Below are 10,870 nucleotides of genomic sequence, written 5' to 3'. Positions count from 1 at the left end.
GCGCCACAACCAGGACTCCGCCGAGACTGTGCTGTCGGGACATGGCGAAATGCACCTGCGGGTCGTGCGCGAGCGGCTCGAGGGCAAGAACCAGATCCCGGTCGAGGGCCACGCTCCGGCCGTGCCCTATCGCGAGACGATCCGCAAACCGGCGCAGCAGCGCGGCCGCCACAAGAAGCAGTCCGGCGGCCACGGCCAGTTCGGCGACGTGGTGATCGAGATCAAGCCTCTGCCGCGCGGCACTGGCTTCCAGTTCACCGACACCATCACCGGCGGCGTGGTGCCGAAGACCTACATTCAGTCGGTGGAGACAGGCATACGCGACTATCTGAAATCGGGACCGCTCGGCTTCCCCGTGGTCGATGTCGCAGTCAATCTCTCGGACGGCTCGTACCATGCCGTCGACTCCTCCGACATGGCCTTCCAGATGGCGGCCAAGCTGGCGATGAAGGAGGGCATGGCTGCCTGCTCGCCGGTGCTGCTCGAGCCGGTGATGAAGGTCGAGATCGTCACACCGTCCGACGCGACATCGAAGATCATCGCGTTGATCCCGCAGCGGCGCGGCCAGATCCTCGGTTATGACGCGCGGCCTGATTGGCCGGGATGGGATGTCGTCGAGGCGACCATGCCGCAGGCCGAGATCGGCGATCTGATCATCGAGTTGCGCTCGGCAACCGCCGGCGTCGCCAGCTATCGGGCAGCCTTTGACCACATGGCCGAGCTTACCGGCCGGCTGGCCGACGAAGCGATGAACGCCAGCGGCAAGGCTGCCTGAACGGGACTTGTTGTGGCAGACACGCAAACGGCGCCCGGACTATCCGGACGCCGTTCTTATTGCGGACCGTCTTCCTGGGAGGCAAACGGCAGGTCCGCCGCAGCGGGAAATGGTTCGGACGCGGTAGCCGCCTGAGCCCGGTCCGTCCGAGTGATGCCCCCATCTCCCGGACCGACCAAACCGCGTCCTATGATCTGCTTATTCGATAGAGTGCGTCTTCGCCATGTTACCAGAGGTTACATGTCACTGTTACGTGGCAGTGCCGATCGATTTTCCGCCGCATCCGTGGACTGCGGGCAACAAAAAAGCCGGATCAATAAAGATCCGGCTGAGTTTGATTGGAAGTGCCTGTTGAGGCTAACCTCCAGAGGGGAACACTCGAGGGCGCTAATGGGAGGAGAACGCGCCCAGGAGATGATCTATATATGTGCTCATCATGCCCAAGAAACAAGCATCTATTTTGCAACACACGCATGCAAAAAGGCGCAGGCTGTGGTCCAACCCACTACCGGGCTCAATAGGACCAGGAAAATCGGTGGAATCGAGCGCGACTCAGGGTCAAAGTCGCTGCCGAAACCTTCATCAGGGTCGTTTCCAATCGGAAAATGCGAACGCCGCCAAATGATGTGGATTCGAGCAGCCCCAGTCCATTTTTGCGGCAAGGGCGCCTGATGCGTACATTTTCAGCAATCGCCGGCAGCGCGCTGTTCCTTGTCGTGGCCCCCGGCGTCGTTGCCGGGCTGGCGCCTTTTCTTTTGACGAACCGCTACCAGCTGCCGCTGTCGACGGTGCCGGCCTTCGTTCCTGTCGGCTGGGTGCTGGTTGTGGGAGCGACAGCCATGCTGCTGCACGCCTTCACCCGCTTCGCGCTCGAGGGCCTTGGCACGCCGGCCCCGGTGGCGCCGACCGAACGGCTGGTTGTCAGCGGCATCTACCGTTACGTGCGCAATCCGATGTACGTCGCCGTGCTGTCGATCATCCTCGGCCAGGCGCTGTTGTTCTCGAGCTGGACGCTCGTCGCCTACGGCGCCGTGGTCGGCGCCGCCATGGTCTCGTTCGTCAGGCTCTACGAAGAGCCGACGCTCGCCCGTCGCTACGGCGCCGAGTACGAGGCCTACCGTCGCGCCGTCCCCGGCTGGCTGCCGCGGCTGACGCCATGGCGCGGGTGATCCGACAAACCGGAGGTTCAGGTCAGGCCGGTCTCGCCTGGATTTCGACGCACCCTAGAAGGACCAGCTGCGCGCCTTGGCGATGATGAAATCGCGAAAGACATGCAGCTTGGCCTGGTTCTTCATCGCGTCCGGATAGGCGAAATAGGTATCGAAGGACGGCACCTCCGTCTCCGGCAGGAGCTGGATCAGGCCCGAATCCTTGTTGATCACGTAGTCGGGCAGCATGGCGATGCCGGCGCCACCCTGCACCGCGCGCTTGATCGACAGGATGTCGTTGATCTGCAGCGTCGGCACTCTTTGCCCATTTTCGAAATCGCCGACCGTCTCCAGCCAGTTTAGCTCCGACAGGTGCGACGGCACCGGCACGCCGAAGGTGACGATGCGATGGTTCCGAAGCTCGGCGATCGAGGCCGGTTTGCCGTATCTGCTGATGTAGGAGGGCGCCGCGTAGAGATGGAAATGCACGGTGAACAGGCGGCGCTGGATGAGATCCGGCTGCTGCGGCTGACGCAGCCGGATGGCGCAGTCGGCCTGGCGCATGGTGAGGTCGAGCTCTTCGTTGGCGAGAATCAGCTGCAGGCTGATCTCGGGATAGAGTTCGATGAATTCCTGCACGCGTTCGGTCAGCCAGCCGGCACCAAGACCGACCGTGGTCGTCACCCTCAGCACGCCGGACGGCCGATCCTTGGCCTCGGTCAGCCGCGATTTGATCGTCTCCAGCTTCATCAGCACGTCGTGCGCCGTGCGGAACAGCATTTCGCCCTGCTCGGTCAGCACCAGGCCGCGCGCGTGGCGGTGGAACAGCGCCACGCCGACATCATGCTCCAGCGCACTGACCTGACGCGAGATCGCCGACTGCGACAGGTGCAACGTCTCGGCGGCATGGGTGAACGACCCAGCCTCCGCCGCAGCGTGAAACACGCGAAGCTTGTCCCAGTCCAGCGCCATGGTTTCCCCTCGTATCGTTTTCTGGCGTCTGAATGAAAAATCAGGCTTTTAAACGGCTTTTCTCAGCCGTTTTGTTATTCCGCCGCCTCGCGGTGCACCTCGATCCCGGCGAGATATTTTTCAGCCTCGAGCGCGGCCATGCAGCCGAGTCCGGCCGCCGTCACCGCCTGCCGGTAGATGTCGTCGGTGACGTCGCCGGCGGCGAACACACCGGGCACGTCGGTGCGGGTCGAGTCCGGCGCTGTCCACAGATAGCCGTTCGGCTTCTGCTTCAGCTTGCCGACGAACAGCTCGACCGCCGGCGCATGGCCGATCGCCACGAACACGCCATCGACCTTGAGCCGCGTCACCTCGCCGGTCACGACATTGCGCAGCGTCAGCCCTTCCACCGAAGGCGGCAGCGGCGCCTTGCCGGGCTGCCCGGTGATTTCGTCGACGACCGTGTCCCAGATGACGCGCACATTCTCCTTCTTGAACAGCCGCTCGCGCAGGATGCGCTCGGCGCGGAAGTCGCCGCGCCGGTGAATGACGGTGACGCTCTTGGCGAGGTTCGAGAGATAGAGCGCCTCCTCCACCGCCGAATTGCCGCCGCCGACCACCGCGACATCCTTGCCGCGATAGAAGAAGCCGTCGCAGGTTGCGCAGGCCGAGACGCCGAAGCCCATGAAGGTCTGCTCGGAGGGAATGCCCAGCCATTTCGCCTGCGCGCCGGTGGCGATGATCAGCGCGTCGGCGGTGTAGGTGGTGCCGGAATCGCCCTTGGCCCGGAACGGCCGCACGTTGAGGTCGACCTCGGTGATGATGTCGTTGACGATGTCGGTGCCGACATGCTCGGCCTGCTTCAGCATCTGCTCCATCAGCCATGGACCCTGGATAGGATCGGCAAAGCCCGGATAGTTTTCGACGTCGGTGGTGATCATCAACTGGCCGCCCTGCTGCAGGCCGGCGACCAGCATGGGTTTCAGCATGGCGCGGGCGGCATAGATCGCCGCCGTATAGCCGGCTGGGCCGGAGCCGATGATGAGGACTGGCGCGTGCTTGGTGGTCATGAAAGCTCTCTGCTGAGGGCAGCCAAGGATTTTGATTAAAGGAAATCCCGCCCGATTGTCGCGCGTAATGTAAGTGCTGCCCGCGGCGCCAGCAAGGCGGGTTGGGATTCGTCCCCGGAAAGCTGCGCCGGCATAGCCGGCAATATCTCTCACCCTCCGGTCAAAAATCGTCGGACGGAGGGATGGCATGCATCGGAAAGTCTAATTACAAAATCACGAAAGATTCTTGCGCGCACGAAAGCCGACCATGCCGCTCAAAGCTGATCTCGACGCCATCGACTGGAAGATCCTGCGCGAGCTGCAGGATGACGGGCGCATGACCAATGTCGAGTTGTCCAACCGCGTCGGCATTTCGGCGCCGCCTTGCCTGCGCCGCGTCCGGCGGCTGGAGGAGGCCGGCATCATCCGCGGCTACCGCGCCCTGCTCAACGCGCCGGCGCTCGGCATGGATGTCGTCGCCTTCTGCCTCATCGGCCTGCATCATCAGGCCGACGCCGAGCTGAAGACCTTCGCCGAGCGCACGCGCGGCTGGCCGATCGTGCGCGACGCCTGGATGGTATCCGGTGAATCCGACTTCCTGCTGCACTGCGTGGCGAGCGACCTCGGCACCTTCCAGACCTTCGTCATCGAGGAACTGGCCTCGGCGCCGAATGTCGATACCGTGCGCACCGCGCTCACCATCCGTCGCGTCAAGGATGAGGGCCTGGTGGCGTTCTAAACCGCGCCCACCCGGCAATTAGGTCGCACAATCTGCGATAATCATTGCCCGTCATTAGCTTGCGTATCGCAAAACTGCCGTCCGCGGCCTTTTTGTTGAACCTGCCGCCGACCAGCCAGCCTTCCGCCAGCCCGGCCCTTCGACCGGCTTCCATGTCGTCGGCCTTGTCGCCAACGATGATCGATCGACCAATGTCCACACCCAACAAATCACGAGCACGCAAAAGCATGCCGGGATTGGGCTTGCGCATCGGATGATCGCCCATCGCCAGCTCACCCGTGCCACTCGAATGGTACGCACAGGCGAACACCATATCGATCCGGCATTGCTCGACTTCGAGAAGTGCCAGCAGCTTGGCATTCACGGCGGCGAATTCAGCCCAGCCGAAATAACCGCGCGCAATACCTGATTGGTTCGAGATGATAATTGCGGGAAGACCGACAAGATTGGCCGTTCGGATAACCGGTAGCATTTCCGGCCGCAGCACGATATCAGCGGGATCGCTCGGATAGCCGGTGTCGACATTGATGGTACCGTCGCGGTCGAGAAAGATCGCTGGCAGGCCAGTCGCAAAGGTCCTGTCGCGAGTCCGCTCAACCCAAAGACCGGGCTCATCGAGCGGATACGGCGGCTTGCTATCAGCCATTGCTGAGACGCGCTTCGACCGCCTCGCACAGATAATGGTAGAGGCACAGATGCCCCTGCTGGATGATCGGCGTCGAGATCGACGGCACGTTGAGCAGGATGTCGGTCAGCGGCTTGAGCTTGCCGCCGGTGTCGCCGGTCAGGCTGATCACCGTCATGCTCATCATGCGAGCCTGTTCGGCGGCAGCCAGGATGCTCGGCGAATTGCCGCTGGTCGAGATGGCGAGCAGCACGGCGCCTTGCGAGCCATGGGCCTCGACCTGGCGCGAGAAAACCGTGTCGAAACCGTAGTCGTTACCCCAGGCGGTCAGCACCGCCGCATTGGCCGGCAGCGCGATGACATTGTAGGCCTTGCGCTCCTTGAGGAAGCGGCCGACCAGCTCGCCGGCGATATGGATGGCATCGCTAGCCGAGCCGCCATTGCCGCAGATCAGCAGCGCCTTGCCTTGCGACAGCGCGGTGACGACCGTGCTCACGGCGCGTTCCATCTCGGCGGTAAGGTCGCGTTCGACCGTCGCCGTAAGCGCGGCCGCCGAGCGAACCAGATAGTCGTTCAGTGCGGACATGAAACCCTCAATTGGTAGCGCGCATCCTGCCGATGGTGCCGGTCGTGCTCTTGCCGGCGACGAGGTCGACCAGCACCACGCGCCCGCCGGCCTTCTGCACCACGTCGGCGCCGACCACCTTGTCGATCGTATAGTCGGCGCCCTTGACCAGAATGTCGGGCAACAAGGCTTCGATCAGCGCCAGCGGCGTGTCTTCCTCGAAGACGACGACGGCGTCGACCGAGGCTAGGGCCGCCAGCACGCAGGCGCGGTCGTGCTGGTCGTTGACCGGACGTCCCGGGCCCTTCAGCCGGCGCACCGAAGCATCGCTGTTGAGGCCGAGCACCAGCCGGTCGCACTGGCTGCGCGCCGCGTGCAGCAGGCTGACATGGCCGGCATGCAGGATGTCGAAGCAGCCATTGGTGAAGCCGACTGTCAGCCCTTCCTCTTTCCACGCGGCCACCATCCTGGCTGCCGCGGCGGCGTCGAGGATGGCATCCTTGTGCGCGACCGGCCCATGCGAGCGGAACAGCGCCCCCGTCAGTTCCTCGACCGTCAGCCGCGCCGTGCCGCGCTTGCCCACCACGACGCCGCCGGCGGCATTGGCGATTGTAGCGGCCTGCACACGGTCGGCGCCCGCCGCGAGTGCGAGCGCGAAGGTGGCGATGACAGTATCGCCGGCGCCGGAGACGTCGAACACCTCCCGCGCCTGCGTGGCGATGTGGCGCGCATCGTCGGGCTCGACGACGCTCATGCCCTTTTCGCTGCGCGTCGCGACGACGAAGTCGAAGCCATGCGCCGAGATCAGTTCCCGCGTCGCCGCCACGATCTCGTCATCGGCAAACACCGCGCGCCCCACGGCCTCGCCGAGTTCCTTGCGGTTGGGCGTGACCGCCGTCGCGCCTGCATAGCGGGCATAGTCGCGGCCCTTGGGATCGACCAGCACCGGCTTTCCCGCCTCGCGGCAGATCGAGATCAGCTCGCCGGCGACGCCGTCGAGCAGCATGCCCTTGCCGTAATCGGACAGGATGACGATGTCGGCGCGCGCAAGGGCCGTGCGGAAATGCTCGACCAGCGTCGATCGCTCGGCGGCGTTGAGCGACTTCACCTCCTCCTCGTCGAAACGCAACACCTGCTGATTGAGCGCGCTGAAGCGGCTCTTCGACGAGGTCATGCGGTCGCGCTGCTGCGACAGGCCGAATGTCTCGGCGCCAAGCTCGCCAAGCATCCGCATCAGATCGTCGCCCGCCTTGTCGGCGCCGATCACCGAAACAGGAATTGCGGCGGCGCCCAGCGAGACGATGTTGGAGACGACGTTGCCGGCACCGCCCATCGCCAGCATCTCGCCACGTCCGTGCAGCACCGGAATGGGCGCCTCCGGCGAGATCCGCTCGATCACGCCGCTGACGAAACGGTCGAGGATGAAGTCGCCGACCACCAGCACGGTGACGCCGCCAAAGCGCGCGATGGCGCGGTGCAAAGGTTCCGGGGAAGGCAGATGATGATTGATCATGTCACTGGCAACGCGCGGAAAAAGCCGTTTCTGAGGATGGTTCGGGGTTCAAATGGCTGGACGGTCGTTCATGGCGAAGCCGATATACCGCAATTCGAGCCAGCGCAACGGCGGCCGGGGGACGGGTCGCCGCAGAACCCCGGCCGGCCGTTCAGCTCTTCTGCAGGGCGACATGGACGCCGAGACCAACCAGCACCGCGCCGCCCGCGCGCTGCATCAGCCGCTGCGCGCGGCTCGAACGCCGCAGCCCGGCGATCATCGCCCCGGCCAGGAAGACGCACGCTATGTCGGCGGAGGAGAACATCAGGTTGACGAGGGTGCCAAGGATGACGAACTGCAGCCAGACCGGAAATGCCGCCGAGGCATCGATGAATTGCGGCAGGAACGCCATGAAGAAGATCGCCGTCTTGGGATTGAGCACTTCGACGGTGATGCTCTCGAAAAAGGCGCGGCGGGCCGATTTCCGCTCGATGGCGGGCAGCGCCGAGTCGCCGCCTTGCGTCCTGGCGCGGAAAAGCGAGACGCCGAGCCAAATCAGATAGAGCGCGCCGATGAGCTTGACCGCCATGTAGAGCGGCGGAACGGCATGGAACAGCACCGAAAGACCCGCTGCCGCCGCAAGGACATGCACATAGCCGCCGAGATGGATGCCGAGCGCCGCCGTCAAACCTGACCAGCGCCCGCGCGCCATCGTCTGCGCCGCCGCGTAGAGCATGGCAGGACCGGGAATGTAGGCGAAGATCGCCGTGGTGGCGAAAAACGCGATGAGCAGTTCGCTCGACGGCATTGCCTTGCTCCTGTGAATGATGATGTTCAAACTTCTGAGAAACCGAACGCTGCCACCAGCCGCTCGAAAGTCGGGGTGTCCTGCTTTTCACCGAAAGGCCGGACAAGTTGCCAGATGTCTTCGCTATAGAGCAGCAGCATTTCCTCTGTAGCCGCGACGAGCTCTATGTCCGTCGGAGCTGCGTAAAACGAGATTCCTTGGATACCATCGAGAGAAAGGGGAGCGTAGTGGAGCCGAAATTCGCCACTGCTGATTTGGATGCCATTCGTCGATGTCCCTTCGTACGGCTCAACAATTCGGCAAATGCGTCCGATCGATGACCTGCGCACCTTTTCGATCGGTTTTCCACGATTCTCGTCCGGCAGGGACACCATCCGAACGTAGGAACCGACAAACACCGCCACGCCATGTCTATCGGTTGGCATAGCTGAAGGATCTCCTGCCATTCACCAGTCCTGCTGCGATTAGACCAACCGCTGCCGGCTTTATCGACAGCCCATACTGCCTCCCTTATAAGGACCGGAATCGGAAGCAACCAGAGGCCTTCATGATCATCGTCACGGGCGGCGCCGGTATGATCGGCTCCAACATCGTCGCCGCGCTCAACGCCGAGGGGCACAGCGACAACCTCGTCGTCGACGACCTCACCGACGGCCACAAGATCGCCAATCTCGCCGACCTCCAAATCGCCGACTATCTCGACAAGGACGATTTCCTCGCACGCCTGGAGAATGGCGGGCTCGGCCGCGTCGAGGCCGTCTTCCACCAGGGCGCCTGCTCGACCACCACCGAGTGGAACGGCAAGTACATGATGGACGTCAACTACGCCTATTCGAAGCGGCTGCTGCATGCCTGCCTGGCCTTGCGCGTGCCCTTCCTCTACGCCTCCTCGGCATCGGTCTATGGCGGCGGCAGCGAGTTCCGCGAGGAACAGCAGTTCGAGCGGCCGCTCAACGTCTATGCCTATTCCAAGAAACTGTTCGACGACTATGTCCGCCGCACCGTCTTCGACACCGATCATTCGCAGGTGGCCGGGCTTCGCTATTTCAACGTCTACGGACCGCGCGAGGCGCACAAGGGCGCCATGGCCTCGGTCGCCTTCCATCTGTTCAACCAGGTCGAGCGCGGCGAAAACCCGAAGCTGTTCGGCGCCTATGACGGGTTCGGACCCGGCGAGCAAAGCCGCGACTTCATTCATGTCGGCGACGTCGCCGACGTCAATCTCTGGCTGTGGAAGCGCGGCTCGAGCGGCATCTTCAACTGCGGCACCGGCCGCGCCCAGCCATTCCGCGCCGTCGCCGAGACCGTCATCGATACGCTCGGCAGGGGCAGGCTCGAATTCATCGACTTCCCCGACCACCTCAAGGGCAGCTACCAGAGTTTTACCCAAGCTGATATGTCCCGCTTGCGCGCGGCCGGTTACAATGGCCAATTCCGGACTGTCGAAACCGGTGTCAGAGACTATGTCGAATGGCTGAAAGCCCAGCGATCCTCGTGATCGGCCCACGTTGGGTGGGCGACATGGTCATGGCGCAGTGCCTGTTCTCGGCGCTGAAGGAGCAGTATCCGAACGCCGCGATCGACGTGCTGGCGCCGGCCTGGGCGGCACCGCTCGTCAAGCGCATGCCGGAGATACGCCAGCAGATCGATTTCCCGATGAAGCCCGGCGCGCTCGAATTCCGCATCCGCAGGCGGTTCGGCCGCCTGCTGCGCGGCCGTTACGACATGGCCTATATTCTGCCGGGAAGCTGGAAGTCGGCGCTGATCCCGTTCTTTGCCCGCATTCCGCGCCGCGTCGGCAACCTCAGGGAAATGCGCTACGGCCTGCTCACCGACATCGTGCCGCTGCCCGACGCGGTGAAGCGGCGCACGGCGCGCGCCTATTTCGGCCTTGCCCGCGGCGGCACCTTCCAGGCCCCGAAGCTCACCATCGATGCCGTCAGCCAGGCTGCCCTGCTCGACCGCTCGGGCCTAAGCGCGAAGAACTTTGTGGCGCTGATGCCCGGCGCCGAATTCGGCCCAGCGAAACGCTGGCCGAGCGAAAGCTACGCCGACCTGGCGCGCGCGATGATGGCAAGAGGCCTCAAGGTCGCGCTGCTCGGATCCAGGAACGACGCCGAGGTGACGGCCGAGATCGCCGCGCTCGCGCCAGGCGCCGTCGACCTAGCCGGCAAGACGCGGCTGGAGGACGCCATCGACCTCATCGCCGCGGCACGGCTGGCGGTGTCGAACGACAGCGGGCTGATGCATGTCGCCGCCGCCGTCCGCACGCCGATCGTCGCCGTCTACGGCTCGACCTCCCCTGAGAACACGCCGCCGCTCTCCGAGCACGCCGAGCTGGTGTGGCTCGGCCTGTCCTGCTCGCCCTGCCACCAGAAGACCTGTCCGCTCGGCCATCTCAACTGCCTGAAGACGCTCGACGTCGCGCGGGTCGCGGCGGCAGTGGACCGGCTGCTGGCAATGCCGGCCGCCGCATGAAGGTCCTGATCGTCAAGACATCCTCGATGGGTGATGTCATCCATACCTTCCCGGCTGTCGAGGATGCGCGCCGCCACCGCCCGGACGTCTCCTTCGACTGGTGCGTGGAGGAAGCCTTTGCCGGCATCGTCGCCCTGCACCCGGCGATCGGCATCATCCACACGGTGGCAATCCGGCGCTGACGCAAGCGGCTTTTCAACAGCGACACTTGGCATGAGGCGGCAAAACTGCGCTGTGCCC

General features: G+C 64.0%; 11 protein-coding genes and 2 pseudogenes. 6 read left to right on the top strand and 7 right to left on the bottom strand.

The features are described from left to right. Together EN781_RS14175 and EN781_RS14170 are read left to right on the top strand one after the other, a co-directional pair. Positions 1–775, top strand: a pseudogene (locus EN781_RS14175) (elongation factor G); the annotation flags it as partial. A gap of 671 nt (positions 776–1,446) precedes the next feature. Continuing rightward, on the top strand, positions 1,447–1,944 hold the full coding sequence (locus tag EN781_RS14170) for an isoprenylcysteine carboxylmethyltransferase family protein (RefSeq protein WP_126058746.1): 498 nt from the start codon (positions 1,447–1,449) through the stop codon (positions 1,942–1,944). A 54-nt stretch (positions 1,945–1,998) separates the two neighbouring features. Here EN781_RS14170 and EN781_RS14165 read toward each other — a convergent pair whose 3' ends face one another. Then, positions 1,999–2,895, bottom strand: a complete 897-nt coding sequence (locus EN781_RS14165; RefSeq protein ID WP_126058745.1) for a LysR family transcriptional regulator — start codon at positions 2,893–2,895, stop codon at positions 1,999–2,001. Positions 2,896–2,969: 74 nt separating this feature from the next. Further along, entirely contained in the window at positions 2,970–3,944 is a 975-nt protein-coding gene (gene trxB, locus EN781_RS14160; RefSeq protein ID WP_126058744.1) for a thioredoxin-disulfide reductase, read from the bottom strand. Between the two features lie 247 nt (positions 3,945–4,191). Between trxB and EN781_RS14155 the strand changes: the two genes are divergently transcribed. After that, complete coding sequence (locus EN781_RS14155) at positions 4,192–4,662, top strand: Lrp/AsnC family transcriptional regulator (RefSeq protein WP_126058743.1); 471 nt, start codon at positions 4,192–4,194, stop codon at positions 4,660–4,662. Here the strand turns inward: EN781_RS14155 and EN781_RS14150 are convergent. The 5 genes from EN781_RS14150 to EN781_RS14130 all read right to left on the bottom strand — a co-directional run bounded on the left by EN781_RS14150 (position 4,634) and on the right by EN781_RS14130 (position 8,598). Then, a complete protein-coding gene (locus EN781_RS14150; RefSeq protein WP_126058742.1) occupies positions 4,634–5,308 on the bottom strand; it encodes an HAD-IIIA family hydrolase in 675 nt (224 codons plus the stop codon). The two genes, EN781_RS14155 and EN781_RS14150, sit on opposite strands and share 29 nt — an antisense overlap. Then, positions 5,301–5,873, bottom strand: coding sequence for an SIS domain-containing protein (locus EN781_RS14145; RefSeq protein WP_126058741.1), 573 nt, complete (start codon positions 5,871–5,873; stop codon positions 5,301–5,303). Before EN781_RS14145 ends, EN781_RS14150 begins: the two co-directional genes overlap by 8 nt. Positions 5,874–5,880: 7 nt before the next feature. Next, on the bottom strand, positions 5,881–7,365 hold the full coding sequence (rfaE1, locus tag EN781_RS14140; protein ID WP_126058740.1) for a D-glycero-beta-D-manno-heptose-7-phosphate kinase: 1,485 nt from the start codon (positions 7,363–7,365) through the stop codon (positions 5,881–5,883). Positions 7,366–7,516: 151 nt separating this feature from the next. Continuing rightward, entirely contained in the window at positions 7,517–8,152 is a 636-nt protein-coding gene (locus tag EN781_RS14135; protein WP_127400074.1) for a LysE family translocator, read from the bottom strand. A gap of 26 nt (positions 8,153–8,178) precedes the next feature. Beyond that, positions 8,179–8,598, bottom strand: a complete 420-nt coding sequence (locus EN781_RS14130) for a hypothetical protein (RefSeq protein WP_126058738.1) — start codon at positions 8,596–8,598, stop codon at positions 8,179–8,181. 101 nt (positions 8,599–8,699) lie between these two features. Here EN781_RS14130 and rfaD point away from each other — a divergent pair, with 101 nt between their 5' ends. The 3 genes and pseudogenes from rfaD to EN781_RS14115 form a co-directional block, all read left to right on the top strand. Then, positions 8,700–9,650 (top strand): ADP-glyceromanno-heptose 6-epimerase, encoded by a 951-nt coding sequence (gene rfaD / locus EN781_RS14125; protein ID WP_127400073.1) that lies wholly within the window; start codon positions 8,700–8,702, stop codon positions 9,648–9,650. Beyond that, positions 9,623–10,630 (top strand): lipopolysaccharide heptosyltransferase II, encoded by a 1,008-nt coding sequence (gene waaF, locus EN781_RS14120; RefSeq protein WP_126058737.1) that lies wholly within the window; start codon positions 9,623–9,625, stop codon positions 10,628–10,630. Before rfaD ends, waaF begins: the two co-directional genes overlap by 28 nt. After that, positions 10,627–10,809: pseudogene (locus EN781_RS14115) on the top strand (lipopolysaccharide heptosyltransferase I); the annotation flags it as partial. The gene waaF and the pseudogene EN781_RS14115, both read left to right, overlap by 4 nt. Between the last annotated feature and the right edge of the window lie 61 nt (positions 10,810–10,870).

The sequence above is a fragment of the Mesorhizobium sp. M4A.F.Ca.ET.090.04.2.1 genome, from assembly GCF_003999085.1.
Lineage (GTDB): Bacteria > Pseudomonadota > Alphaproteobacteria > Rhizobiales > Rhizobiaceae > Mesorhizobium.
The sequence above is the reverse complement of the archived record's forward strand: the minus strand, read 5'-3'. Positions and strand labels throughout refer to the sequence as shown.